This window comes from Metallosphaera tengchongensis (genome assembly GCF_013343295.1).
GTDB classification, from domain to species: Archaea; Thermoproteota; Thermoprotei_A; order Sulfolobales; family Sulfolobaceae; genus Metallosphaera; species Metallosphaera tengchongensis.
On the sequence record NZ_CP049074.1, the window covers coordinates 1,881,161 to 1,906,875 of the forward strand.

25 protein-coding genes and 2 pseudogenes are annotated in these 25,715 nt (G+C 47.5%); 20 read left to right on the top strand and 7 right to left on the bottom strand.

The features are described from left to right. Nucleotides 1-256: 256 nt before the first annotated feature. The 3 genes from GWK48_RS10115 to GWK48_RS10125 all read right to left on the bottom strand — a co-directional run bounded on the left by GWK48_RS10115 (nt 257) and on the right by GWK48_RS10125 (nt 4,178). Nucleotides 257-1,360 (bottom strand): aminotransferase-like domain-containing protein, encoded by a 1,104-nt coding sequence (locus GWK48_RS10115; RefSeq protein WP_174631966.1) that lies wholly within the window; start codon nt 1,358-1,360, stop codon nt 257-259. A 483-nt stretch (nt 1,361-1,843) separates the two neighbouring features. After that, entirely contained in the window at nt 1,844-2,758 is a 915-nt protein-coding gene (locus tag GWK48_RS10120; protein WP_174631968.1) for a metallophosphoesterase family protein, read from the bottom strand. Nucleotides 2,759-3,053: 295 nt separating this feature from the next. Continuing rightward, on the bottom strand, nt 3,054-4,178 hold the full coding sequence (locus tag GWK48_RS10125) for an arginine deiminase family protein (RefSeq protein ID WP_174631970.1): 1,125 nt from the start codon (nt 4,176-4,178) through the stop codon (nt 3,054-3,056). A 355-nt stretch (nt 4,179-4,533) separates the two neighbouring features. Between GWK48_RS10125 and GWK48_RS10130 the strand changes: the two genes are divergently transcribed. The 4 genes from GWK48_RS10130 to GWK48_RS10145 all read left to right on the top strand — a co-directional run bounded on the left by GWK48_RS10130 (nt 4,534) and on the right by GWK48_RS10145 (nt 7,490). Next, nucleotides 4,534-6,111, top strand: coding sequence for an APC family permease (locus tag GWK48_RS10130; protein ID WP_174631972.1), 1,578 nt, complete (start codon nt 4,534-4,536; stop codon nt 6,109-6,111). 274 nt (nt 6,112-6,385) lie between these two features. Further along, nucleotides 6,386-6,574, top strand: coding sequence for a hypothetical protein (locus GWK48_RS10135; RefSeq protein WP_174631974.1), 189 nt, complete (start codon nt 6,386-6,388; stop codon nt 6,572-6,574). 30 nt (nt 6,575-6,604) lie between these two features. After that, complete coding sequence (locus GWK48_RS10140) at nt 6,605-6,751, top strand: hypothetical protein (RefSeq protein ID WP_174631976.1); 147 nt, start codon at nt 6,605-6,607, stop codon at nt 6,749-6,751. Nucleotides 6,752-7,100: 349 nt separating this feature from the next. After that, nucleotides 7,101-7,490: a CBS domain-containing protein gene (locus GWK48_RS10145; RefSeq protein WP_174631978.1), complete on the top strand. Its 390-nt coding sequence runs from the start codon at nt 7,101-7,103 to the stop codon at nt 7,488-7,490. Between the two features lie 130 nt (nt 7,491-7,620). Here the strand turns inward: GWK48_RS10145 and GWK48_RS11370 are convergent, their stop codons facing one another. Then, nucleotides 7,621-7,785, bottom strand: coding sequence for a hypothetical protein (locus tag GWK48_RS11370; protein ID WP_217451749.1), 165 nt, complete (start codon nt 7,783-7,785; stop codon nt 7,621-7,623). 397 nt (nt 7,786-8,182) lie between these two features. Here GWK48_RS11370 and GWK48_RS10150 point away from each other — a divergent pair, with 397 nt between their 5' ends. Together GWK48_RS10150 and GWK48_RS10155 are read left to right on the top strand one after the other, a co-directional pair. Beyond that, nucleotides 8,183-8,758: a DUF3800 domain-containing protein gene (locus tag GWK48_RS10150; RefSeq protein ID WP_174631980.1), complete on the top strand. Its 576-nt coding sequence runs from the start codon at nt 8,183-8,185 to the stop codon at nt 8,756-8,758. Nucleotides 8,759-9,399: 641 nt separating this feature from the next. After that, nucleotides 9,400-10,593 (top strand): ATP-binding protein, encoded by a 1,194-nt coding sequence (locus tag GWK48_RS10155; RefSeq protein WP_174631982.1) that lies wholly within the window; start codon nt 9,400-9,402, stop codon nt 10,591-10,593. Nucleotides 10,594-10,857: 264 nt separating this feature from the next. On the opposite strand, the gene GWK48_RS11375 is transcribed toward GWK48_RS10155, so the two are convergent. Next, nucleotides 10,858-11,016, bottom strand: coding sequence for a hypothetical protein (locus GWK48_RS11375; RefSeq protein WP_217451750.1), 159 nt, complete (start codon nt 11,014-11,016; stop codon nt 10,858-10,860). Between the two features lie 29 nt (nt 11,017-11,045). Between GWK48_RS11375 and GWK48_RS10160 the strand changes: the two genes are divergently transcribed. The 4 genes from GWK48_RS10160 to GWK48_RS10175 all read left to right on the top strand — a co-directional run bounded on the left by GWK48_RS10160 (nt 11,046) and on the right by GWK48_RS10175 (nt 15,637). Continuing rightward, nucleotides 11,046-12,515 carry a tetratricopeptide repeat protein gene (locus GWK48_RS10160; RefSeq protein ID WP_343044012.1) on the top strand — a complete coding sequence of 490 codons (1,470 nt, stop codon included), beginning with the start codon at nt 11,046-11,048 and terminating at the stop codon, nt 12,513-12,515. A 41-nt stretch (nt 12,516-12,556) separates the two neighbouring features. Further along, nucleotides 12,557-12,943, top strand: a complete 387-nt coding sequence (locus tag GWK48_RS10165) for a hypothetical protein (RefSeq protein WP_174631986.1) — start codon at nt 12,557-12,559, stop codon at nt 12,941-12,943. A 396-nt stretch (nt 12,944-13,339) separates the two neighbouring features. Further along, nucleotides 13,340-14,608 carry a radical SAM protein gene (locus tag GWK48_RS10170; RefSeq protein ID WP_174631988.1) on the top strand — a complete coding sequence of 423 codons (1,269 nt, stop codon included), beginning with the start codon at nt 13,340-13,342 and terminating at the stop codon, nt 14,606-14,608. A gap of 336 nt (nt 14,609-14,944) precedes the next feature. Further along, complete coding sequence (locus tag GWK48_RS10175) at nt 14,945-15,637, top strand: class I SAM-dependent methyltransferase (protein WP_174631990.1); 693 nt, start codon at nt 14,945-14,947, stop codon at nt 15,635-15,637. A gap of 36 nt (nt 15,638-15,673) precedes the next feature. Here the strand turns inward: GWK48_RS10175 and GWK48_RS10180 are convergent, their stop codons facing one another. Next, nucleotides 15,674-16,285 (bottom strand): DUF981 family protein, encoded by a 612-nt coding sequence (locus GWK48_RS10180; RefSeq protein ID WP_174631992.1) that lies wholly within the window; start codon nt 16,283-16,285, stop codon nt 15,674-15,676. A 1,428-nt stretch (nt 16,286-17,713) separates the two neighbouring features. Between GWK48_RS10180 and GWK48_RS10185 the strand changes: the two genes are divergently transcribed. From GWK48_RS10185 to GWK48_RS10225, 9 genes and pseudogenes are all read left to right on the top strand, one after another. After that, nucleotides 17,714-18,004: a transposase gene (locus GWK48_RS10185; protein ID WP_217451751.1), complete on the top strand. Its 291-nt coding sequence runs from the start codon at nt 17,714-17,716 to the stop codon at nt 18,002-18,004. Between the two features lie 422 nt (nt 18,005-18,426). Then, nucleotides 18,427-20,091: a thiamine pyrophosphate-binding protein gene (locus tag GWK48_RS10190; protein WP_174631996.1), complete on the top strand. Its 1,665-nt coding sequence runs from the start codon at nt 18,427-18,429 to the stop codon at nt 20,089-20,091. 216 nt (nt 20,092-20,307) lie between these two features. Beyond that, nucleotides 20,308-20,457, top strand: coding sequence for a hypothetical protein (locus GWK48_RS10195; RefSeq protein WP_174631998.1), 150 nt, complete (start codon nt 20,308-20,310; stop codon nt 20,455-20,457). Between the two features lie 42 nt (nt 20,458-20,499). Further along, on the top strand, nt 20,500-20,715 hold the full coding sequence (locus GWK48_RS10200) for a hypothetical protein (protein WP_174632000.1): 216 nt from the start codon (nt 20,500-20,502) through the stop codon (nt 20,713-20,715). A 63-nt stretch (nt 20,716-20,778) separates the two neighbouring features. After that, nucleotides 20,779-20,850, top strand: a pseudogene (locus tag GWK48_RS11790) (IS200/IS605 family accessory protein TnpB-related protein); the annotation flags it as partial. Between the two features lie 61 nt (nt 20,851-20,911). Further along, a pseudogene (locus tag GWK48_RS10210) lies at nt 20,912-21,061 on the top strand (sulfurtransferase); the annotation flags it as partial. Between the two features lie 368 nt (nt 21,062-21,429). Beyond that, nucleotides 21,430-22,170: a plastocyanin/azurin family copper-binding protein gene (locus tag GWK48_RS10215; protein WP_174632001.1), complete on the top strand. Its 741-nt coding sequence runs from the start codon at nt 21,430-21,432 to the stop codon at nt 22,168-22,170. A 42-nt stretch (nt 22,171-22,212) separates the two neighbouring features. Next, nucleotides 22,213-22,494, top strand: coding sequence for a hypothetical protein (locus GWK48_RS10220; RefSeq protein ID WP_246263804.1), 282 nt, complete (start codon nt 22,213-22,215; stop codon nt 22,492-22,494). A gap of 735 nt (nt 22,495-23,229) precedes the next feature. Further along, nucleotides 23,230-23,616, top strand: a complete 387-nt coding sequence (locus tag GWK48_RS10225; protein WP_174632003.1) for a hypothetical protein — start codon at nt 23,230-23,232, stop codon at nt 23,614-23,616. 107 nt (nt 23,617-23,723) lie between these two features. Here GWK48_RS10225 and GWK48_RS10230 read toward each other — a convergent pair whose 3' ends face one another. Beyond that, nucleotides 23,724-24,518 (bottom strand): hypothetical protein, encoded by a 795-nt coding sequence (locus GWK48_RS10230; RefSeq protein WP_174632005.1) that lies wholly within the window; start codon nt 24,516-24,518, stop codon nt 23,724-23,726. Between the two features lie 396 nt (nt 24,519-24,914). Here GWK48_RS10230 and GWK48_RS10235 point away from each other — a divergent pair, with 396 nt between their 5' ends. Further along, nucleotides 24,915-25,694: a ParA family protein gene (locus GWK48_RS10235; protein WP_174632007.1), complete on the top strand. Its 780-nt coding sequence runs from the start codon at nt 24,915-24,917 to the stop codon at nt 25,692-25,694. Nucleotides 25,695-25,715: the final 21 nt, after the last annotated feature.

Below are 25,715 nucleotides of genomic sequence, written 5' to 3' on the forward strand. Positions count from 1 at the left end.
TAAAAAATTAGCTAATATTACGTGAAGATACCAGTATAGTTTTGAAGTATTTTAATCTATTACGGTCTATAACTAAAAAGGTTATAGAAACTCTCCGTATCCCAAAACCCTAGACAATTGATAGAAGAACGGCAAATCTCGCCCTTTAGTGCTGGGAGGAGATCAGCTGAAGACATGAGGATATGACAAAATGAGGCGGAAATTTCCCTTTCAAGTATAGGGTCGGAGATCAAATCTCCATGTTAAGGTGCTAATCCTATCTCCTCTCCCTAAGCAATTGTCCAAGTATCTTTACACCTTCCTTAACCTCCTGTTCACTGGAGTAACTAAAACTCAGTCTGAAGGAGTTTCTTCCACTTTCCTCCGAGTAAAAGAAAAGCTCTCCAGGCATTACCCTAACCCCCCTCTTGGCTGACTCTGTCACAAGTGCGTTGGAGATAATTCCCTCTCCCCTACATAGGGTGAAAAACCCTCCCCTGGAGAAAGTGCACCCCACTGAGGATGGGAAAAACTCTTCAATACTTTGCATCATTAAGTCCCTCTTCCTCCTGTAGAGCGACCTAGAACTCTCAAGTAATTGCTCAATTATCCCCTTCTTCAGCATCTCCCCTACTATAAGCTGATCCAAGGTAGAAACCTGATGGTTTACCTCTCTCTTCAGCCTCCTGAACTTTTCTATCTCCTCTCCCTCGTAAGCTATGAAACCTACTCTTAGTCCAGGAGACAAGATTTTGCTGAAGCTAGAAATGTATATTACTCTCTCCTCGGAGTCCAGGGACTTCAGGGTCGATTGTGGTGGGCTATCGTAGGTAAACACCCCATAAATGTCATCCTCGACTATCTTAAAGTCGAAATCCTGCGCCAGCTCCATGAGGTACTTCTTTCTCTCTAGGCTCATGACCCACCCAGTGGGATTGTGGACGGGTATAACGTAAAAGTACTTCACTGGGTCCGCCCACATCTTCAGTGCCTTCAGTCTCCTTTCCATTATGTGAAGCATCGGTCCTTGCTCGTCCCAAGGGATGGGATACGCCCTAATTCCCCTATAACTTAAGGTAGATATGAACCCCTGGAATGTTGGCTCTTCAGAGGAGACCGTATTGGGAGAGAAGAGTTCAGAAACTAGGAATATGGCTTCCTTTGCACCATTGGTAAGGAGAACGTCATCGTATTCAGCCTTTATCCCTCTCTCCATGAGAAATTGAGCTATCCTCCCTCTCACATCTGAATCTCCTGAGGTCTCAGAATAGTCGAGGGCCTCTCTCCCTCTCCTGACGAGAATTTCGTCGACAAGCCTCCCCATATCTTCTAGGGGAACCGTCCTGGGATCAGGAGAGCCCGAAGCGAGGTTTATTGGCATATATGATTTAATAGAATTCTGTTTAAGTTCTTTTATACTCCTAGGAATGATACCTTTAAATTTTCATTACTTTTTATCGTTCCACATAGAAGAGTCAAAATGTTTCTTGGTTTATCTAGATTTCTTTTCGGGATGTGGGTAAATATGAACAATTTTCATAGCTCTAGGCTTCTCCCCTTATTTACTGATCAAACTTGAAGGATGATAAAAAGAACGTCAAACCTCGCCCTTTAGGGCAGGGAGGAGGTCAGTCGCCAAGAGAATATGTATCCTCAATAAGTTTCTTTGGGAGGGTGCTAATTAAATTATTCCTACGGTAAAGTTCAACCTCAATAACTACATGTGCAGTCCAACGTTAAGTTTAGCTTAGCTGCAACGGTACATTCCGAGCTTAGAATGAACTTCTTGCGGGTCGATTACCCCCATAGGGTCTTCTGGGGTTGAAGCGAACCTCAATGTGAAATACGTCTAAGGAAAACAACTTTACCCAGTAATTAGATCCAATGTCCTTACCTTGTATGTCTTGATAAGCCCTTTCTCCAATTGTCTCTCCAACACAAGCAAGGCACCCCTAAACACACCCTCGTAATATTGACTTCCAGGGTTAATCAGTTTAGTATCTCCAATCTTGTCAATCCCCCAGGACTCGTGGACGTGGCCGTGGAGTCCCACCAGTGGACTGAACTTCTCAATGAGCTCCCTTACCGAGGCAGAACCAACGTGCTCCCTACCCCTTTTAGTTTTGGCCATATCTAACTTCGTATTGATTGGTGGGGCATGTACGTTTAGGATAGTCTCCCTAGGGTTTACCTTCTCTAGAAGACCTTCTAGCCTCATGTAAATAGTGGATTCTGGTGACTCCCTGTAGGTGTTGAAGGGTGTGGGATTCACGTAACCTGTACTCACCAGGTTGATGTCGTCGATCTCTACGACCTTTCCTTCAGTGAGATCAATACCCCTTTCCCTTAGCCACGGATCTATCTCCAAGGGATCATCATTACCTAAATTCCAATGAACCTTTAATTGGGCATCCCTAAGCTTCTCCTCCTGAATCTTGAGCCACCTCTCAGCTTGCCACTCTATTCGTTCAAGGATGATCTTTTTCATAACCTCCCTGTTTCCAAGTTCCTCAGCCTCTCTTTGCTCTACCACAATCGGTAACTTTCCGCTAATAAGGGACTCCTCTTCGATTGTCTTCCAGTTAACCTCCTTGTTCTCAAGGAAATATTTACCGGTCTCGTTCCTCCTAAAGATAATTAGGAAGTCCTTTGAGAACATGTCCCCCCCGAATATTAAGTGGTCCACGTTGAACATTTTTGCAGCGTTAAATGCCTTCTTGAAAACTCTTTCAGATCCGTGGATATCTGAGGTAAACAGTATCTTGATTTCGTGGGGCATAATCTCAGAATTATTCAACATGTATATAAGCTTTCTGAGCATTCCCTTAAAAAAATTGAAAATATAATGGAGAATATCTGGGGGTACTGATAAATATTTATCAAAATAGGGGGTTGTTATTAAAATAGTGGATAATCGTACGGTGAAGATCAAAGCTAATTGTGCTCACGCATTTGACCTTCAAGCTAATTCTCAGCTGCGGACTCCCTCACGCCATAAATGGCGAGGCTTACCTCACTTTGTAAAAAGTGCACTTGGGACGCTAGCCCATCACTTGAAATAGTTATAACTTATCTCAGCTTTTGATCAGGGGCAGGGTCATACACCTAGGTCCGCTCCTCTCTCCTCCTTCCTTTATTATTTCGTTCCCCTTGAAGGTTATAACCTTGATCCCTGCTTCTTCCACTAAAGAGTTAGTAATCCTGTTGTGGTCGTAGGCTATTATCTTGCCCTTGTCCACAACTATGACGTTACTTGCGAGAAGCCAGTGTTCCCTCTCCTCGTCGTAGTACTCACCGTTCCCTATGTTTACCACCCTGAGGTCAGGGGTCAAGTACTCCCTTAACACTTCCTTCAGGGGTCTGGGATCCTTCTCGACTTCTCTCCCCTTGTAGATGTAAACCTTCGACCTGTCCAGGAGAGACTTATAATAGATGATCACATCCTTATCTGGAATACCCATGACCGTATCCAGATGTCCTATGCCCTTATTGGGACTTAACTCTGGGGTTTCCAGCTTTACTAGGATGGCCTCATCTATCTCACCTATTTCCCTCAATTTCGGTAGGGCATAACTCAATCCAATAGCGCTACTCCTAGTACCAAAGCCCATTAGTAGTCTTCCCTCCAATGGGAAGAAGTCCCCTCCTTCGAAGAATCCAGCCTTAACTTCCAAAACGTTCTCAGGTCTCAGGATCTTAGAGAAGACTTCCGGTTCCATCTTCCTGGACTCCCACCTCATCCTTCCCTTCACGTATGTCTTGCCAATGACCATCCCAGGATCCCTTGTGAACATAATGTTCACCAACGGCTTCAAACAGAACTCCTCGTCCTCTGGGAGTAATACTGTGCCAATACTCTTGGCCTCCGAGGCGGTAAGACCTGATATTAAAATGTCCGCTAAGGTTTCCTTGCTTAGGGACTCCAAGTCTATGGAACATTCGCTGTATTTCATGACCATATCTTCTAGGTCTTCCCTTCCAAGCTTCATGACTTCTTCCCTTAGGTTTACCACTTCAGTCCCAACCTCCTTAAGCTTACTGACGAACTTGTCGTGCTCATCCTTCAGTTCCACAGGGTCCGGAATCTCAGAGTACTGAAGTTGGTATAGGGTTTTCGGTGATAACCTACTTTTTTCTTTCCCAGGAGTAGCCACAGCTACTTTTCTGAGCGGACTGTACTCCGCTTTTACGTTTAGCATGGATTGTCACTCAGTACCTTCCCTAATATAAATTCTGATTAAGTGTTTGAATAATTACATAATTTTCTAGTCTATGAGGACCATTTATCTTAGATAATAATTATTTCTTAACGTAAAGTTCTAGATAATTATCAACGTATTTCAGGGCATTTTATAATTAGATATTCTTGATCAAATCTAGGTCTGATCCGGGTTGAAAAGGGGAGGGTCTGAGGTATCATTAAAAGGTTTTAATGTTCTAATTAGGGAAATTCCCTGCTCTTGATATGAGTGTTTATTTTCTTACTTTAAGAATTGGAAAGTTAAGATGATAATTATGATAAAACATTTATGAAACCTCCGTGCACAAACGTCCATGGCTAAAGATAAAGGTAAAACCGGAAAAAACCAGATCGGTTTTCCGTCCTCCCCTCTTTTTGCCAGGGAGTCATCAGGCCTCGTGAGGGAGATCAATTGGATAACGGCTATGTTCATTAGCATGGGTTTCATAGCGTTCTACGTCTTACCAATATCCTACCTGTCTGGACTCTCCATATCCCCAAACGGGTTGGTTGTCATAGGGGCTCTGCTCAGCTGGATAGTTTTGCTCCCCCACGGTTACCTCTGGACTAAGATAAGCGAGAAGTATCAGAGGACAGCCGCCGATTACGTCTTCGCTAGCAGAGTCCTCCACCCTGCAGTTGGGGTTGGAACGGGTCTTGTATTTGGTATATCTCAGATGATATTTGACGCTGCCATCGTGTACGATGGAGTAGGGCAGTTACAGACCGGATTCGCTGGAATGGCAGTGAACTTCGGAGGCGTGTTCTCGTCATTAGCCTCGTTCTTATCTGATCCCATCTCTGTTCTAACCATAGGGGCCTTGACTTTTACCGTTGTCATATTGATAAATATCTTTCTTCCCAAGTACACCAATCAGATAATGGGAGGAATTACTGTAGTCGCCTTACTAACGTTTGTTATCACGGGAGTTCTTATGCACTTTGTTACTCCCTCCTCCATCACCTCATCAGGGGTCAGTTACGCTTCCGTTGTGAGCGCCAGCTCCTCGGCGACTCCTCTGTTCACTAATACGGTCTTGGCGACAATAGGTCTAATGGTGTTCACTGCGAGTTTCCTTCCGTTCGTTAATGGGGCTACATCTGTCGCTGGGGAGATCAGGGGCGGCAGTAGATCCTTCAAGCTTGGAGTCCTAGCTGCGTTGGTGGTATCTGGAGTTCTAATAACCTTCTTCATTTGGTCCTCCGTGAGCTCCCTGTCCTCAGCCTTCTTTGTAGGAGCTGGAGTGAAGGGGTATTCCAACCTCCTAAACCCTGTCTTCGATGTGGTTGTCTCATTTAGAAGTCTTCCACTAGACTTACTATTGGTTGTAGGTTCATACTTCTGGTACTTAGCTATAATGTTTGCTGTGGCTCTATTCGTCTCCAGGTACTTCATGGCTGTGGCCTTTGATAAGGCGCTTCCCACCGTTGTGTCCTACGTAAGCGAGAGGTTCCACTCTCCGGTAGTGGCACACCTCATAGACGAGGTGATTACCATAGGTAGTCTGACCGTCATAACTGTGACTCCGCTGAGCTCGGCGTTCTTCTACGGTATGGACACTGCAGACGCGATGGCACTGTTGTTTGGGTTCGTGGTTGTGATCCTAGCTTCAGTCTTTGCCAATCTGAGTAGAGGGAACGAGCTACCGGGAAATAAGTACTTAATCTTAGGGGTCTCGGTTGCAGACCTGATCGTTATGAGCCTTTACGGATATTATTGGTTTGGTAACTCTACAGTTTATCTGGGAATAACGATGAACCCCATAACTTGGCTAATTGTTGCATCCCCCTTCATAGCTGGAATAGTAATATATTACGTAATGCGGTGGTACAGGTTAAGGAAAGAGGGAGTAGACATAAAGTACTCCTTCAAGGAGATACCCCCGGAGTAATACTCTCCTTGGTCATGGTAAAGTTAAGGTGGTTGTCCCACTTCAGCTAACCTCCTGCCGTCCTAAAGGAGGGTTCCACCGAGGTCCTGGGTGTCACTCTCCTTTAAGGGAGTTACTCGATTAGAAGAGACTAAAAAGGAAAGAGGTTTTTTCCAACGTGCCTATAACTGTTGCTAACATGCTAATGCCCATGTCAATTTATGCTACCTTGTCCCCTTTAGGTGAGGCTAGCTGTACCTTGTCCCTCTCACCGTGAACTATGAGGGATTCCTTCATGGGCTTACCGGACTTCTTTGTTGCAATTCTACCTACGTCAACCGGTATATGGATGAGGAAGTTTGTAGATACCAGGCTATACAACGAGGTCAACTACGAGAGAAGAAGGTTCTTCCAACAGAAGGGAGCAGACTCCAAGGGTACTTGGGACAAGTACTATGAGGAGTATCAAGGAGATTGGAGTTGATTCACAAGCTGTACAAAATAACGATGAATCATGGTCTTTTTTCTAGTCACTAAAGCGAAGGGAAGACCTACAACCCTTCATTTTTCACGATCGTCACCAGGTTACTGGAAATATGAGAGGGGGAAGAGGAAGCTAAGCCTAGTAGTTAAGCAAGACCGCTACGAAGTTGATGAGTAAAGACGCTCGCTAATCCTTAAGGACTGGAAGATGGAAATATCCCTTACAGATAGACTTAGTTGGTATGATACTCAAGGCAGACTATAGGTACACATCAACGACAAGTTCCAGCTTTTTCTATTGTGCTCCATTTGAAAATAGCCCACGATGACGGTAAGTACTCTCCCCTCACGTATTGCGGGAGAAATTGGCTCCCGCTCCTCATGGTCTTTAGGTTGACCAAATGGGAGTGCCATAAACCATTGTTACGTCAAGGCATAAAACGCGACATTAAAAGGCGAGGTCTGCCCTCCTTTTATAAGCTCGATGTGGGATATCCTTTTAACTTTCTAGGTTATTATATTATAATATGAATGTTGGTCAATTAATAAGTAAAGATTTGGTAAGTCTTCCCTCTTCCTCAACCATGAGGGATGTAGCTAAAGCCATGAGGGACAACGACGTTAGTTCAGTGATCCTACTAGGGGAAGGAGGAGAGGTAACCATTGTGACTGAAAGGGACGTCACTAGGGCAGTCGCCGAGGGACTGGACTACTCAACACCAGCTAAGAAGTTGGGTAAAGGACCTGTAATCTCCATAGAAAAGAACAGACCACTGATTGAGGCTCTAGAGTTAATGGGTGAAAAGAAGATAAGGCATCTCCTGGTCACGGACAGAGGGAAGCCGGTTGGTGTGGTCTCCATAAGGGAGGTCGCCAACACCCTTTCCCTCATGATGGTATCTGAAACGTCCTACTGAACACAACGGAAGGGACGAGCCCTACCAGTCCAATGGCTCCCAAGACCTGGAAATCTTTACGAGTAGAAAACTGTTCTCGACCTGGGTCACGTGTTAGTGTCGATTTCAAGTTTAATAGAAACAGTAAACCTCACTTTTCAAGGCTTGGTAAAGGTTCTAGGACATAAAACGCCGTAGTCAACAGTTTCCACGAGACCGTTCTGTCTACACAATCTGGGTTGTTTACGGCTTTATACACCTCAAAGAAGTCTTGCCCCAGGTGTGTGCCTGTAACCCCCAAAGGCTTGCAAGACACATAAACAGCCCAAGGTCTGCAAGTTCCCTCACCCTAGATGGGTCGAGGTCTCCCTTGGGGCGGAGGGGATGAGAGCGAATCACCCACCTGACTCCCGTGACAAGGGTTGAGGGTTGATATCAAGTATGAGACCCGATGAAACCCAAGCCCCTCTCAAATGAGACACGAATACCTAGATTGGTGGGTAGATCTCCCTTGGGGGAGTCAGTTTGGCGCAGTAAAGTTTAAATAATATGCAATCCTATACTTATTTAAATCCGAGTGAGTGTTGGACGAGCGGCCGAGGGGAGCCCGGCCGTCATGACTCCAGAAATATTCTTGTTGACTAAACGACTTTTAGGAGTAACAATAATAATTCGTACCTAATGTTAATAAAGGTACTGTGTCATACCTTTATGTGGACGAAGCCGGGGATTTAGCAGACGAGACGGCTTATTTCGTGATGGCTGGTGTCTTGTCGAGAAATAATAGTGATATTTCAAGGAAAAGAGATGAAGCAATTGAACTCGTAGGATCTAAGTATAAACCTGTTAGAAAGTTCCATTTTAGGGACGATAATGATCTGGTGAAAAGGGAGTTTATAGGTGTTATAAAGGAGATGGACATAAAAGTTACATTACTTGTCATAAAGAAGTTCCGAAGGATAAGCCGGAAAGAGTGCTTTGAGGAACTGATAAAAAACGTTGAAATTCCTTCGAAAGGTACCCTCCATATATACGTCGACGACTATTTAACAAATCAAAAGTTGAGAAGAAATACTGAAGAAGAGTTAAAGAGATCCTCTGCTAAAATCATCTCTGCTAAAGTAAAGGGCATTCCAGTCAAAGTAAGTTTTAAAAAGTCCCTGGCAGGTTTGGAAGTAGCGGATTATCTGGCCTCAATGACTTGGAGCTATTACGAGAGGGGGAAGTTCAAGGAGTACTTCGACATTATTGCAAACAAGATAACTATAAAAGAAATTGAAAAGAAATAACTGGCCTGGTTTTTATTGTCGTAACAACCTTTTTCAGTAATTTGTTGGAAACACCTTGTCGAGGGGTCAGGATACCGAAAGAGATCCCCTATCTATAGGTGGGCAGATGCCCAAAATAACACTTAATTAGAACATTGTTGTTAAGCTTTAAAGCCCCTTCTCAGTTCACATATTAGGCTTTAATAAAACAGTTTCCACGAGACCGTTCTGTCTACACAATCTGGGTTGTTTACGGCTTTATACACCTCAAAGAAGTCTTGCCCCAGGTGTGTGCCTGTACCCCCAAAGACCTGCAAGACATATAAACAGTCCAAGGTCTGCAAGTTCCCTCACCCTAGATGGGTCGAGGTCTCCCTTGGGGCGGAGGGGATGAGAGCGAATCACCCACCTGACTCCCGTGACAAGGGTTGAGGGTTGATATCAAGTATGAGACCCGATGAAACCCGAACCCCTCTTAAACGTTGTCTTCCTACAGAAGGAACCGCTGTACTCCAGGGCGTGGGGTGGTTCGGCGACCGTTTTCTTTTCATTAAAGAGCGTCACAAGTGTAATAACACCTCAAATAATAAGTTTAATTCCACGTCAATCTTGTCTTTTCGCTGACAAAAGTTTATAAATGTATTGTCAGTTCACTGACAAATATGGAAGCTTTAAATAGAGTGAACCCGTGGTGGTTCTACGACAACTGGGAGACCAAGGACAAGCACCTGGCTGATTGGAGCTCCCAGAAGTACAGATGGGTACCTAAATGGATAAGGGAAATATCCCTTGAACCCTTCAGCTTAAACTTCGTTTACGGCACTAGACAATCAGGAAAAACTACTGGACTGAAGCTCTTAATAAAGGGAGCGATACAGGGCGGTAATTCCTCACCCATGGGTACCTACTACATGGATCTAGACTTTGTGACATCACTTGCAGAGTTCAGGAGGATCCTTGAGGGCGTTATAAAAGAGAGGGAGAGGAGGCGCGAAAAAAGGAACTTACTCGTGATAGACGAGGTCACTTCAATTGACGATTGGTGGAAGGTGTTGAAGTTCTTTATAGACAGAGGAGAGTTCAAGGACGACGTCATAGTGGTCAGCGGTTCTTCAACTATAGGCCTAGTCAAGACACCTGAAAGGTCCCCCGGGAGGAGGGGTAAAGGTAAGGAGGTCAAGGTACTCCCCCTGTCCTTCCCTGAGTTTGTAGAGGTTACAGGTTCCAAGAAGGAGGACTTGCTTTACGATAGCGCTAAAGCCCAAGCCACCTTTGAAGAGTATAAGGCAAAAGGGGGATTCCCGAAGTCAATAAATGAGAACAGGGACGCGAGAGAAGCCCTCATAGACGGAGTCTTATCTGAGATATACAAACACGGAAGGAGCCCTAGACTTGTACAAGACATCTTGTACTCGTTAATGGGAAAAATAACCTCAGCGTTATCCTACAACTCGGTAGCTAGCGAGTTGGGTATCTCACACAACACCGTGAGGGAGTACCTTGAGTTCCTCTCCGATTTACTTGTTGTGGGTATAGCTTACTTGAAGGAAGGAGAGAGAGTGGTAACGAGGAGGGAGAAGAAGGTATTTTTCAGGGACCCCTTCATATTGCACTCCATCTCGGAGTGGGTGGGGAGGGAGTTTGACGAGAGTGCCCTCCTTGAGAACATAATCCAGGAGCACCTGTTTAGGAAGTTTGGGGAAGTTTACTTCCTTAAGGACTCCTACGAGGTAGATGTGGTCTCCGGGGATTACAGGGTAGAAGTCAAGGGCAGAAGGGCGCACAGGGGCTACCCTAGAGGGGTCACCATAATCTCAGAGGAGGACGCCCCGTCTTTTCTACTTAGACTCAGCTGAGGAAGGAAGGTCTAGTTCTTCTCGTGAAGATGCCGATAAAACTTCAACTAGCTTAGCTCAAGTGTGACAAAACAACGGCAAGCCTCGCCCTTTAGGGAGGAGGAAAGAGTCTGTCTTTTGCTTCAGTACCAAGGAGAAAGACGACCAAGCCTCATTGTCCTTCTATAGAACGGCTAGCGGATTAACATGGTCTAATACCCCCTTGTACTTCTCGTAGTACTTGTCCCAAGTGACCTTGAAGTTTACTCTCCTTTGTTATAAGGACTATTGCCTCCTCTCGTAGTTGACCACGTTGTATAGCCTCGCTGAAGCGTCTGCTGACTCCCTTATTTTTCTCTGTTGTGCCCCATTAGGAGAGAGCCAAACAGCGATTGTGCGGACGCTCCCATCCGGTATTGAGGAAGACCGGCTCCCGCTCCGCATGGCTTCGAATTTGACCAGAAAGTAGTGCCATATTCTTTTATAAATTATTTCTCCAAATATTCCCTATGGTCAAGGACAACCTCTCAAGGGGTATAGATCTCTACGACTCTGGAGACTATGAGACTGCCCTCCAGGTGTTCATGAGGGAGTTGGGCGGGAACCCTAAGAACTCTGAGCTCCTGTACTACATCGCCTTGACTCTGTACTCCCTAAACAGGTACGAGGAGGGGCTCTACTATATAAACAAGGCCATGAGTCTCGACCCCTCTAACCCCGAGTACCACAACATGAGAGGGCTCATGCTCTACCTAACAGAGAGGTATTCAGAGTCCATTGCAGAGTACAGTAGGGCAATAGACCTGAACCCAGATAACCCAACATACCACGTGAACAGGGCGATAACCTACCTATACCTGAATAGGTTCGAGGAAGCCCTCAGGGACCTGAACATTGCCTTTGAGATATCAAGGGATGAGTCCAACTACCACTACTTAAGAGGTATGGTGTTCCTCGCCATGAAAAGGCCAGAGAAAGCCGTGGAGGAGTTCGATAAGGCCATAGCTACCAACTCAAGGGTCGCTGAATACTATAACGGAAAAGGTAACGCCTTAAGCGGACTGGAGAGACATGAGGAGGCCGTAAAGGCCTATGACTTTGCTATAGCCCTTGACGTCAAGGAACCTATATTCCACATGAACAAGGCTAGGTCCCTCTATGCCCTAGGGGATTACAGAAACGCCTTGAAGGAGGTTAATACGGCCTTAGAGTTGAACCCAAAATCAGCTTCAGCCCACGACCTCAAGGGGCTAATCTACATGGATCAGAACCGCTTGGAGGAGGCCTTGGGGGAGTTCGAAAAGGCCATAGAGCTGGCGACGAGGGAAGCGCTCTATCATTACCATAAGGCACTTTGCCTAGAGAAACTAAGGAGGACTACCGAGGCCCTGAAGGAAATCGAGGTTGCCGTTAACCTCAATCCAGAGGAAGAGACGTATAGGAACATGATGAAGTCTCTGGCCGTCTCAAGGGAAGACCCAGAGGTCAGGTTCAATAGGGGAATGGAGCTAGCTAAAGCAAGGAGGTACGGGGAGGCCGTATCTGAATTTAGGGAGGCCATACGTGTTTCCCCAGACGTGCCTAAATACCACTTCCAGTTGGGTTTAGCCCTAGCAAACATGGGGAGGTTCGCTGAGGCTGAGGCGGAGTTTCGTACCGCCTCAAGGCTTGACCCAAAGAACCCTGTGTACCTGAACAACAGGGCCGTCTCCCTCTATCAGATGGGCAACTTCCTCGAGGCCCTAGCCGTTTTGCAGGAGGCTATTAGACTGAGACCTGACGAACCGGACTACCATTACAATAAGGCCCTTTGTCTCACGAAGCTTGGGAGGACTGGGGAGGCCCTGAAGGAGTTGGACCGAGCCCTGAAGGTCAGGCCTGGAGATAGGAGGTACCTAAGGACTAGGGACAGCTTATTGGGGAGAGGAGAGGTTAAATCTTAATCGTGGGTAAAATTTAATACGTGTAAGAATGTATTTATTGCATGGTCTCCCTCTTCCAGGCCCTTTTGGCTGTGGGGTTTGAGAGAGTTGCTCCGAGAACCCTCCAAAGAGGGGGCACAAAGGTTGAGGTAAAGTTCGGTTCTGAGGTGAAGTGGATAGTTTCAACACCGTTCGGGACTGCTTCCTACCTTAGTCAGAGGGCGGCCCTTCACGGAATGGTCCTAAGGTTGGCCCTGACCCAAGAAGACCTCTCTATCATTAGGGATCTCGGCGTAGAGTACGCAGAGGAGGAACTCAGGAACTTCGAGAGGACTATGAAGAGGGTTGAGGCTGCAAGGACGAAGGCTATCCAAAGATACATTAATGCACACAACGAGGTCCGGAGATCAAAGGCCAGGACTAGGCATGGGTACCCAGACCAGGACTGACGAAATGGAGCGTGCTAAAAGGAAACCGACTTGGTCCTCAGACAGCTTGGGACAGCTAAGTCTTTCCTGGGTCTCAGTGGTAAATGGAACGTCCAGTTTGGAAAATAGGGATCTGGCTGTGAACAAATGGGGAAAAACTCACCTTTAGGGTGGATGGGGAGGTAGACTAGGGCAATAGACCTACCTACACATGTCCTTGAAGATAACCAAGCCCTTGTCCGAGGTGGAAACTCTCAGAACGCTGAGGTTAGTGATTACTCTCCACAATTACGTCCTCCACTGACGTTTAACATTTAGCGATTTACTCCCAGTCATGTAATGGAGTTCTTCGTCTGTAACATAACTAAGTTGTTAACCCAGTAATCTTTATAAGGAAAATGCCCCAAAGTAGTTACCATGCGGAAAACTATCCTCCAGGACTTTATAGACTCGTATCCAGACCTCCCTAGGGAGGTAGTTGTAAAAGAGGACATACTACTTAGGGGGTTGAACTTCTCAGATAGGGCGTTGGAACTGGAGTACCAGGAGAAGGCTTACTTCCTCTTCACCTTCGACCCCGACGACCCGAACTTAGTGAAATCTAGACGAAAGGTAGTCCCCCAAGAGATAAGGTTCAGAGGCGGCCCACTCCAGCTTAGACCCACAGTGGTCCAAGTTAGGCATTCCCACTCTTCTCCCTATATGATTGACGTGGTTGACGGTGAGCTTACGCTCAAGAGGGACGGAGTACCTTTTGCCCAGGTTGAATTTGTACCCAAGCCCGGGTATTATGGGAACAAGTTAAGTAACGGGCTAAACGTTGAGGAAGTCGCGCCGGCGATCTATTGGGGTGAGACAGTTGATGTGACGGTCTACAGGATCTGTGAGTACTGGAACTCCAGGGAGGAATGTAAGTTCTGCGATATCAACGAGAACTTCAAGTCCTGGGGGCACTTAAGGCAGGGGATTGGGGCTGTAGTCCCAAAAGAGCTAGTCGCTGAAGGGGTGGAAGTTGCGTCCAGGTACTCAAGTACCAAAAGGTACCTAATAACTGGAGGCGCTATAAAGGAAGGGAGGAAGGAGGTTGAATTTTATCTAGGCTACATGAAGGAGGTGGAGGAAAAGTTGAGCAGGAACGTCCCAGCCAGGTTAAACACACAGGCCCTCCCAGTGGACGTCCTGGGGAAGTTTTACGAGGCAGGAGTGGACTACTACCACCCTAACCTGGAGGTCTGGGACCCAACCCTCTTCAGGCTCATCTCACCGGGTAAGGAGAGGAACATAGGGAGAGAAGAGTGGCTCAAAAGGACGTTGGAGGCGGTAAAGGTATTTGGAGTCGGAAACGTAAGTCCCAACTTCGTGGCTGGAATCGAGATGGCCTACTCGGAGGACTTCCCGTACGGTTTTAGGAAGGTTGAGGACGCAGTGAAGTCCACATCAGAAGGGGTGGAGTTCCTCATGTCCAGGGACGTTACCCCTAAGTTCGACACGTGGGGGTTGGAACCCAGGTCCTGGTTTGGTATCCACAACGTCAGGGCACCACCATTGGAGTACTACCTAGAGCTGTACCGGTCCTACAGAGACCTCAAGAGGGAATATGGTCTGCCCTGGCCGCAGGGGCTGGGGGAGGCCGGTCCTGGAACGTCTAAGGTACCTGCCTCAGGGTTCATGGACGTAGAACCCTGACATCGCCGATGGGACGGTAACGTTCCACTCGTTGAAGAGTGACCTAACCTCTCTTGGCTGACTAGTGCTGTTCTACCGTGAAATCCCTATTCAGGCGGTGATTTGACCCCTCTACATTGACTTTCCACTACCAAAGCTTCGCTAGGATAGGGAGGAAGTCAGGGAGCTCATTTCAATTTCACCAGTGAACTGATACGACTGAAAAGGCAGGTCTCGGAGCTGCACTTTAAGGATAGGCCTCAATCCAGAAACTAATCCACTTCAAGACCTAAACGTTGCTTGGTAGAGGATGGCTAAATCAGAGATTTTTTTAAAAAGGACTTCCCAATCCTTTCCATGGGAGACTTAACGAGGGCTACAGACGAGGAGTTGCAGAGGATCTACAACGACATACCCAGCTTCTACGACAGGGCCAACGCTTTGATCTCCTTCTTTCAGGACGTTAAGTGGAGGACTGAACTGGTAGCTACCGTGAGGAGTTACGTACCGAAACCTAGGTCAGTCCTGGACGTAGCGTCAGGAAAAGGTGAGCTCTCGTTCATTGTGAAAAAACTGATGGATAAGGATACGATCATGTTGGATTACGCCCTCAACATGCTTAAGAGTTCCTTCGTTGAGGGGGAAAGGGTCTTGGCATCCTTTTATAACCTCCCCTTTAGGGACGGAGCTTTCGATGCGGTTGTCAGTAGCTTCGCCCTTCACGCAGCGGACGATATTGAGGAGGTAGTGAGGGAAATGGCTAGGGTAAGCAGGGGGGTTATAGGGGTCATAGCCATGGGAAAGGATGATAACCCTATCCTGAGGAGCTACGTGGGGATCTACCTTAGGTTCATCCAGCCGTACTTAGCTAAACTAGTTGGTGCAAAGCCGGAAGACTACAGATACATATATTATATATATAGGAGAATACCCGTGAATTCTCAGGTGAAGAAAACTTTCGAGAAGTACGTAGAACTAAAGCTCTTTGAGGTTAAGGCTCTAGGATCAGTTTATATTTGTGTAGGGACAAAAAGAGATTTAGGGAGATGAATACAAAACGGATCTTAAAAAATTCCCTGCCAAAAGTTAGATGGCAGGAGGAACCCACTTTGAGAAACCTACCAAGTGCTCAGGTACTGCTAACAGTCCTATGTAACCTGCCAACAGGGCTGCGAGTATCAAGAGCACTGCGTCGATCACCAGGAATATCCTCCACCCTTTACCGTTGTCAAGGATCTGGGTTACAGGGTAGAAGAATATGGAGGAAAGTCCAACTAGGGAGTACAACCCCAGCAATGCCAGAGGTTCATTAGTCATGTTGTGAAGGTAACCCTGGACTCCGTAATATATGGTAACCAAACCGAAGAGAAGTGACGTGAACCCTAAGCCCTCCAGCTTATATCCGTATTTTACGGCGACAGCTATTCCAACGATTCCAATCCCCAAGACAGGATAGAGGTCGTAAAACAGGATATTGTAACTGCTCACAAGGGGCCACACCAGGAGACCGTAAATCCCCGTGAGGGCTATTAGACTACCGAAGAGAAGAAGGGGAACGTAAACGACCTGAAGGGCGTTCCTATAGTCCATCGCCGTGCTGTGAACCCTGTACATCCTGAGAAGACCGTAAGCTAACGCCAAGAAGACGACCGACATGACTATCAACTGATTGGTTAATACATCTACGAACAGTGTCATTTTCATTCACCATCTAATTATTTGGTAATTATAAAATAAAAATGGAATGTCCACAACGAAAGACAATTAACGGAATACTACTTTAACAAGGTTTTTTTGTCAATCTTTGTGCACTTTTATTTCTGTGGCTCAAGGGAGATCTTTCAACTTTTATCATTAAAATTCAGATATCCCATGAATCGTTATATAATTAAGTTTCAAAAAAGCTCTCTCTCATTGAGTTTAACCCTCCCCAGTCCTGTGAAAATCGTCGTGCAAATAAGTTCAAAAATGGTCATGTAGGCCATTAATAAAAAGGACAGCAAGCCTCACCTTTTAAGGTGGGGTATAAGGTTTTAGACTCCTTTTCCCACTTTTCCCTATGGCACTACTCTCTTGTCGAGTTGAACAACATGAGGAGCGGGAGCCGATCTCTATCAATACCAGAACGTCCGCACAGTCGCCGTTATACTATTCCCTAGTTACCAACGGAGGAAAGTAATGGAGTTCATATCTCTGCAGGGCTTTACAACGAGGCCGATTACGAGTGAAGACAGTCCTTCCAACAGGAGGGAGTAGTCTTCAAGGTCACTTGGGACAAGCACTACGTGAAGTACAGGGAGGTGCTTGGGGTCAATGCTCAAGCTGTACTGCTTAATGATAACGTGACTTGGTCGTCTTCTTCTCTGGAGGATAAGGGCAGCCTGCCGCAAATTGTTCAGCACGTCTCACCACCGGGCCACAGGAAAGACAGGAGGGGGAAGAGTGAGCTAACCCTAGCGGTCAGGCAGTACCGCTATGATGTTGCGGGGGAAGGTACGTGCTAATTCTTGAGGACTGGAAGACGGAGATACTCTTTAAAAATAGACTTAAGTGGTCCGGTATCAAGGCAGGTTAGAGGTAAACGTTGGCAACAAGTCCTACTCTCACGTCCCTGTTGACGTAGGTAGGACTACCCCTAAAGGAGGGAAAGACCGATAAAGGGCCCCTATCGTCCACTGTGAGAGGGACGAGGTACAGCTGGCCTCACCTAAAGGTAACAGGGTAGCCTCAACTGAGTTAGGCATCAACACGTCAGCATCAGTTACCTTAGACGAGGGTAACGTGCTGTCCTACCGTAGCTCTCTCGTTAAGGGTGACTTCTACTTCCGAAAGAAGATAGTGAACTAGAGAAAAGAAGATAGTGAACTAGACAGACTAAAAGCTGAGGCAGAGAAGGTCCAAAAACTGAGGCTAGGGAAGAGGTCCTGAAGGAAAGGGAGAGGCTCTTCCCCAAGCTCTACCTAGGCCCTCCACTACTACAGGGCTTCATCCTCCCACCTATCTAAGACGTTGTGAGGTAGGTGTCTCAAGAGTTTACTTAGGCTACACACCTACTTCATCTCTAGGAACTAGGGTAACAAGTCCACTACAAACGCCTGGTCTTACCGCAGGTTAATTCAGGTGATCATGTTCAACCTCTACGAGTACGGTATAAAGGTATTCCTCGTTGTAGAGTACATGCTTCAAGGGTCTGCGCCCTATAACGTCGTTGAGAGGGGACCTATGGGAGTCATCAACAGCCCAATAGGTCACAGACTCCACAGCGACGTTAACGGTGCTCTCAACATTATGAAACTAGGGGTAAAGAAAACCGCAAACGCACTAAAGAAGCTCCTTTACTCCCTCGTAACGTCGAACGGAATAAATCCCGTAAATGGGAGTAACGCCCAAGACCTCAGCAGAACCCCCACCCTTTAAGGCAGGGAGGAGGTCAGCTGTCAGGACAATATGTAGGTTTACCCTGAATAGTGTTAGATAAAGCGCCCTTAGCTGGAAAGAAGTATGGGGAATTAGCGTTGTAGAGGAGACTAAAGACGTGGAACTGGACTCTACAGGGCTAAGGTCCGAGCCCCTATTAATCCCTTGACTGGGGAGTAGGTCATGCAGTCTCGCCTGTTACAGACTAGTTAGGTCGGTAGTTAAAGTGAGGAAATACACCTCTCACGGAAAGGTCGTTACTAGTCACGGACTAGTGAACTGACCTCCTCCTAGCCCTAAAGGGCAAGGCCTGTCCTCACTTTGTCGAGATTAAATACGTCCAAAGGAGTGACGGGGGACAGAGCGTGTAGTCACGGACAGGGTAAGGGAAGGCTTATAACGTATGAGTTCACCCTTATCATATGAAGGCCTCTGAAGCCCTCCTTAAAATGCTGGAAGGCTATGGGGTGAAACACGTCTTTGGGCTTGTCGGTGAAACTTCATTACCCCTATACGAGGCGTTCTCTGACTTCCCGCAAATTCACCATGTTCACGGAAGGGATGAGAGGAACGTCGTCATCATGGCTGACGCCTACGCTAGGTTTTCAGGAAGACCCGGTGTAGCCGAAATACCGGGAGTCGGCGCTCCCTATGCATTACCAGGGTTAGCTGAGGCAAACGTATCTGGAATACCGATCATAACGTTCGTGAGTGATATCCCCGTCCAGAGTGAGAAGAGAAACGTCCTTACTGAGCACGACAAGGGTTACTTAGCATCAGTCTCAAAGGAGAACTTGAACGTCATGAGCCCCACGGCGTTACCTAGGCTGGTGAGGAGGGCCTTCAGGACAGCGACGACGGGAAGGACAGGACCGGTCACGGTGAGGATCCCGTCTGACGTACTGGACGGAGAAGTGGAAGAGGGAGAGGTCTACGTCCAACCGGAGTTCTCGAGCTATCCTTCCTTAAGGTTCGCACCTGAAGACGAAAGGATCTCCCAAGCCCTCAAGATGCTTGAGAACGCCACAAACCCAGTGATGGTGTGCGGTCAGGGGGTCCTCCTCTCCCACGCTGAGGATGAGGTCTTAAGGCTCGCCGAGATCCTTGGAATCCCTGTCGGTACCACAATAACGGGGAAAGGGGCGTTTCCCGAGACCCATCCCCTCTCCATAGGGGTCATTGGGGCTAGGGGTGGTACCAAGTTCTCCAACAGAGTCGTGGCGGAGGCTGACGTGGTTTTCCTCATCGGGACTAACACGGATTCTGCCAACACCTGGGACTGGAGGCTCCCAAGCTCAACATCCACGGTCATACAGTTGGACGTTAGCGAGAGGGAACTTGGGAACAACTACAAGGTCTACCCACTCCTTGGGGACGCAAAGCTGACTCTGAGGAGAATGATAGACATGGTTAAGGGGGCCAGGAGATGGAGGGAAGTTCAGGGGAAAGCTGACTATGAGAACCACGTCAGCTCATTGGGCTCCGTTGAGACAGACCTGGTAAACCCCGTGAAATTTATGCAGTTACTCTCAAGGACGTTGGACGAGAGGACTTATGTAGTAGCGGAACCAGGGACCGGGGCCATTTACAGCTCTGCCTACCTCAAGCTTAAGTTCCACGGGAGAAGGATAATGTACAACTATTCTCTTGGCGGTCTAGGGTATGCCATCCCAGCCTCGATTGGTACCTACTTCGCCACAGGCGGGAGAGTGATTACCTTAGCCACCGACGGAAATCTCTTCTTCGAGATGGGGGAGTTGGAGACCCTGAGCAGGGTGAAGGCTAACGTGAAGGTCTTCATGTTCAATAACAAGTCTTTCGGTTGGATAAGGGCTGCCATGGTGAGCAAATATGGTAGGGTCCTGGACGGGACTAGTATGGGTGAAGTCGACTTCTCCAAGATAGCTAAGTCCTTTAATATGGAGTATGACAGGATAGAGAGGACCGGGGATATAGAGGAGGTTTTAGGGAGGACTTTCAAGGATGACTTACCTAAATTTGTGGAAGTTTTGATTAGGAGCGAAGACAAGGTAGTCCCCCCTGTTCCAGAGTGGAGGGACATCAAGGACGGGATCTATCTGGGCTAGGACACTGAGTCTCACACCAACTTTGGGTACCTACCCTCAGGCACTTTCGCCCAACCTCTGGACACCCAACGACAGTCTATCTCGAGTCTTAATTAGGGAAACCATTGAGATATAAATAATGGTTCTCAAATTTCTTTCCCCTAAACCTACCCTAGGGTACGCAACGTGTCAGTCCGGTTGACTCCAACACAGTCATAATCCATCGACTTCAACAAGATGACAGTGAGGATAACAGGGGTCGGTGAGCTACCGATCTCGGGGCACTCTAGGAACCTGCCAGAGTATAAGGACTGGGAGCTGAGGGAGGCTAGGTTATTGCTCAGGGAAGGTAAAGCGTACCTAAAGGTCTCTTTCCTCAAGGAATGAAAGGGACAAGATATCACGGACGGTGTCGCTGTTGACGTTAACATGGCTGAGGTCGTAGTAGGTAAAGACGATAAACAGTTCGTCAGGATACCCACCCGTCTCGAGGACGCACACCACTACAGGTCGCTAGCTGAGTCCCTACAGAAGAAACACGAAAAGAGGTGGAAGGAGAACCACAGGACCTTTAACGGGGTAAGGTCATACCACAGGAAGGCTAGGAACGTCTTGGAGGACTCAGCTAGGAAGGTTGGGAAGTAGGTAGTCGATATAGCTAGTTCTCTAAACGCCTCAGTCATATTCCTAGAAGACCTCAAGAACCTCATTAAGAGGGTGAAGAAGCTATCAGTACAGTTTAGGGATAGACTCTACTTGATACAGTACCGTAGGCTCCAGTACTGGATTGAATGGCAAGCTAGAAAACATGGTCTCAAGGTAGTGTATGTTGACCCACACAACCTATTGCAGGATTGGGGAAAGGGCAGCCCACACCTGGTTCGTGTTCAAGTATCTCCTGGGGTATCCAGCAGTCAGAGTACACGATGGGACGTCAGCAGAATGGAACGACGTGGTAGGTATCCCAGTCAAGAGAGGACAAGAACCTTGACTAATGCTCGCAGCATAAATGTAATCAGGGAACGTGAGTTCAAAAAGGCAGAGATATGTAGCTCCAACCCCGTAAGGACAATCCTAAATGACGTGCAGGGACTGGGTAGATGTGAGGGGGTAAGGGTCAAGTTGGACGACTGTGACTGGGTCCTAGTTTTGAGGGGACTCGCGGAGATCCATAATTTTCACGTCGTGGAGGAAGGGAAGACCTATTTTTTATTAATTTTATATAAAAATAGCTAATCATTAGAATCTCCTGTCTGAATTCCATTAACTCAGCTAAACAACTACAATTAAATACAATTAAACAAAAGAAAACGCGAAGGGACATACCATACTTATAAACTAGAAAGGCGAGAGAACCTCATGAATAAAATTCTCCTAATGCTTATCCTAGTTGTGGCCTTGGGCTTGGTAGTTACCTATTCCTACACCCAGATTTACATCCCTAGGTATTACGCCCAGCAGTCGGTGGACTACTACAACCAGCAGTTGGGCATGATGGGGTATTACGGAGGGTCAGGGATGATGGGCGGAATGATGGGTGGGTACGGAATGGGTAGCTATAACGGTTACGCTACGGCTTACGCCCAGAGAATCCCAATACAACAAGCTGAGGTCTACGTTAACTTTAGCAGTCCATCAGCGGAGGTTTTCCGTGCCAATGATACCGTAGTACTCACGGGGAATAACGTTAACCTCGTTATCCTGAGCATGGGGCATGGGAGGGCATTCAACCTCACCCATTACGCTGGAGGAGCGCACGCTCAGGACAACGTCTTCGTTACCTATGGGCTGGTCAACCCGACTATTATTGTCCCAGTTGGTTCAGAGGTCCACATAACCTTGATCAATTTGGACGAGGGGGACTACCACAACTTGGCTATAACTCCTGTGCCCCCACCTTATCCCTACTACTCCATGATGGACGTTAGGATGGACGTCCTGGGTATGACCCCCATGTTACCTCCAGCGAACTACGGTGTAGGTATGGCGTACGAGTTCTCCTTCTCCACAGTTTTCCAGACCCCTGGGACCTATTACTACATCTGCGAGTATCCGGGACACGCACAGATGGGGATGTATGGGGAGATAGAGGTGGTCTAAACGGAGACCTATCAGACGCTTGGGCTGATCGGGTCAATACTCTTGATAATCCCCGCAGTGATGGCCTTTGGGTTCGGGGTTTACTATTTTCATATGGGATTCGGAATGATGGGCGGGATGATGGGGCCAGGGTTCTTCTTCCCGGTCTTCTTCTTCGTCCCAATGGTTATGGGAATAATTGGTTCCCTGATCGGGGATAGAGTAGCAGGGGGCGTCCTCCTTATTCTAGCGGCCTTGTTTTCTCTGCCCTTGTTCTTTGGCTTCTTCGGGATTTCATTTGTCCTCCTGTTGGTAGGAGGGATTCTGGCTCTCTCTCGTAAATGATGCCTCAAAGAGTTCCGGTTATTGACCGATTTCCAGTCAAGGAGACTCCCGTGAGTTGTAACGCCCTAGGCCTCAACGTAACTTCCTCTAGAGCTGGGAGAAGGTCTTGCGTTTCCGTGTAAGACCGGAGAGTAGGTAAGGACTGAGTGTAAAGAATAACGACCTGTCCCCCTAAGTTATAAGGTTCGTCGTTCTCCCGTCAGGAGGGTTCCGTCACATTGGGTCTAGACTAGGTTTTAGTCGAGTTTTCATCTCTACACACTTCTGTAGATGTTGAGAGTTCATCCTTTCCCTTCTACACGGAGCGAGACGTGCCCTAGACAATTTCAACACCGTCACGCTGACTAAGAGAAAGAGCAGCCTAGTCCCTTAGAGCAGAGAAAAGGTCCTTCTGATACCAAACCACTGTTCATGGAAGGAAGCCTAAAAATGAGCAAAATTGAAAAGTGTCCCTCCTTCTCAGTACATATCCCTTAGACCCGGGGACTCCATCCGAGGAACAGGGGTAAAGTGGCTGAAGACCAAGCCGTTAATCTACCGGACGAACGTAGTTTGGTCTGTCATCGCCCACTATCTGCGAAAGTGAGTGTTGCGAACCATAAACCTATGGACCATAAAACCACCCTTTATGGCGAGGAGGTCATCTAACCGAATTTAGGGAGGTTTAGCTAACTTTCCTTAACTAAAGTAAATTTGGGAAAATATTTTTTTACTATTCCCTCATGGTTTACTTCAATGTCGGAGAAACTCGGGTTCGGAAAAACCAGTTTAAGATGGGTCGCAATGTTGTTATCAGCCCTCTGGGCAGGGGTACACCTAGACCTGACCACCGCAGTCCTTCCCAACCCTACGGCAACGCTAGTCTACAGGATATTTTTCGGTTTCGTCGCCTCTTTAGCCTTAGTTGCAGCAGCTGCTTTCATTCAAGGACTCAGGTCCCTGTACCTCCCCGCAGCACTTTTTTACGTTATAGACCTGGGTCTCCTGGTCGAGACTAGGACAGCCCCAGCTCTGCTCATAGGGAAGAGGCTCCCCTTCAACCCCTACGTAGACATCTCGTTGGTCTTGGACGTAATCCTAGTGATAGTGTCGCTGTTGCTGTGGAGAGTAGATAGGAAGTAAGCCGTTGACCTCTTTTCCCCAAAGTTAACCTTTTTGAACCTTTGTATACCGTCAGGATCCTGTGCCTCACGTTCTCCAGGGTATCCATGACGGTGACTATGTTCCCTTTAACCACCAAGTACAAGGAGTCTGTTAACCTCCCTCAGGACTGTGAGGAGGTCCCTAGCCCATAAGGTGAACACCCTGTCCTTCTCCAGGTCGTTAAACCCATAGGGGTGGATTATCCTGGAGATGTTGGAGTAGGTCGTCTTCAACACATCCCCCTTCATACCCCTAATGTGGGTAGCCAGACCCATAAGTGCGCTCGCCTTGGGCATTGCCAGCGTGAAGTACTTGGCGTCCCTAGAACACTTCCTACACTTTGCCCTAACCTTGAGGTGCAGTGAACTCTCCAACTCCTTAACGCTTATTGAGTACCTAGGAAACATGAGATGTCTCTCACAGGTCGGTTCCCCAGCCAGGTAAATGGTGAACCTGTCCAGTCTAACCTCCCTCCCTAGAAATCTCCTGACACTCCTTAAGGCATCCCGCTCATTCCTGATGGTGTACCCCGAGTCCACCATTACGTGCCATCTCCTGGTCTTGAGGAGCTCGAGGTATTTCTCTGAGGTCTCTGAGACTAGGACGGAGAGGCATGCCCTCTCTATGATGAACCTGTTGCTCTCCTCCGCTGACCTTAAGAAGCCTAGGGTGGCGTTCTTGTACCCGGTCCACATGGAGTTTGAAATGTCCTCACCCAACACCACCCCCTTCAGGAGACCCTCCTGGTCGGTTATTATTTTCCTAACATACCTCCTGAAACTAGGGTTTGACCTGGGAGCCTCGTAGACCACATCTAGAGTCCCATCCCTCCTCTCAAGGAAGGAGCTGATCTCCCTACACTGTTCAGACCTGCACCTCATACCGGGAAGTAACCGGGACAGATAAAATCTCTTCTCATGTCCGTCCTCGTTCTACCCGGTTCGGAACCGGTGTGGAACTTCAGTTGCAAGAGTGGTATAAGAATTTCCCCAATCGCTTGCCTTAATCCCTTAAAGATCTGGGGCAACGGCAAGCCTCGCAGGGTGAGGAGGTCAGGAATGCAGGACATAGATAATACGTATGCAGGTTCCCTGGAGTCTAGACATTTTCCAGGCCTCGATACACCTCGATTCCCTTATCCTTGTTATAATTTTCCCTCGATTGGGTCAAAACTTTTTACTTTAATGATTTTATATCTTCTTAAGGAATACGTGTTCCCTACACCACATAAACCCTTTTTAACTTCAGTTTAAATATTTGAAGTCTTAAGTCGTCTCATGAGACTATCAATCCTCAGCGCCAAAGGGGGTGTGGGTAAGTCCACCATTTCCCTACTCCTAGCCAAGTCCTTAGCTGAGCTCGGTGAAAGGGTCATGATCATGGATAGGGACCCAGTAGCCTCCATATCTATGCTCTTGGGAGCGCGTAGGGAGGGCTTAGTGGAGAGCCTCGCTCAAGGGAGGGAACCTACAGGCTTCACCTTGAGCTCGGGTAACATTACAGTGGTTAAGTGCTTCGGTCAGGGACCTAGATACCTACTAGACCTCGAGACCGTTATGAAGACTCCTGAGTTAAGCCTTAAAATGCAGCGGAAGTGTGAGGAGGTCCTTTCTGGGGACTACTCGTTCTTTATCGTGGACAACGCCTCTTTTGTTATGCCCCAGGAACCGTTGGTCAGCCTAGAGTTCAACACGTTCCTCAGGCTAAGACCAAAGGAGAAGGTGCTCAGAGTTTACATAAGCGATCCCTCTGAGTATAGTCTGCGAGTAACTGAGGACTACTTCAAGAAGCTGGAGAGCTTAAAGCCAGCAGGGGAACCATACGCGTTTATAATAAACCTGGTACCTCCCTTTGAAGATAGTATAAAGGCCAGCAAGAAACACCTTGACTCAGTGATATCTGAACTTGAATTGAGGGACGGGTTCATTTTACCCTTCATTGAGGAGCTCTTCCAGCTGAGCTCTCCCAACGTAAAGGTACCGAGGGAGATAGAGGAGTTCTCAAGAAGGTTAGTGAAATTGAGGGCTGTGCAGGAAGTGGGAGCTGGGAGAGCTTAGCGCAATGCACTGCCCTCCCCT